This is a genomic window from Allobosea sp. P1_A7 (assembly GCF_056406775.1).
The window spans coordinates 1-783 of record NZ_JBFTZN010000628.1; the positions used below are offsets into that span (position 1 = coordinate 1).

General features: G+C 61.2%; 1 pseudogene. It reads right to left on the reverse strand.

Features of this window, described 5'->3' with window-relative positions:
- Positions 1–135: 135 nt before the first annotated feature.
- A pseudogene (locus AC1D34_RS38110) lies at positions 136–381 on the reverse strand (hypothetical protein); the annotation flags it as partial.
- Positions 382–783 lie beyond the last annotated feature (402 nt).

Here is a 783-nt window from a genome sequence, read left to right on the forward strand (position 1 = left end):
TCCGTCAGATCACTTGGAAAGCGAAGCCGATCACGGTTATGCTCGGCGCGAGCGATATCGGTCCAGGCCATCGGAAACCCCTTTTGATTCAGCACCAAACGGGAATCACAACCTGCTGATATCGCTCAACTCCTTTTAAATCCGGCTCTTAGTGGTCCCAACTATAGCCTTGTTAGCGCGCGCCGTCTCAAGGCTCAGTTCCACCGGTCGGATCCGAGTCCTCAAACGAGAAGTCGTCGCGCTCTGAGGCGCCCTCCCCGCGTCGCCGCCGATCGGGATCTCCTCAGCCAGGAGCGTGTCCTTGCTCAGCAGGCCGGCATCCTCGAGCTTTTCGAGATCGGGCAGGTCGCGCAGGCTGGCGAAACCGGACACCGACAGGAATTGCGATCAGTGGATCCGCGCCTCGTCATGGCGCCTGGGGGAAGACGACGGCGCCGAGCGCCGCGACCGGCCGCCGGCTTGTTACCGACCGAGATGCCGTTTCTGTCCAGCAACGCCTACTTGCAGCCGATCACCCGCAGCAAGCTCGGCAAGGTCTTTTGGCAAGGAGATGAGCCCGACACCGTGGCGGCGCTGAAGCGCCGGCGATCGACTGGCAGGCCATCTTCCTCTCACCACTCGCAGACATTATGAGCTAACCTGCATCTGGTCGACCAATTCTATTCAGGCGCAAGCCGCCGTGTCGTAAACGCGCTCATAGCGCAGCAGCGCCCACACGGCGCGCTGTCACTGCGGGATCAAAACTACTCTGTGCAGGGCTAGCTACTCCATCCACTCCCGCAA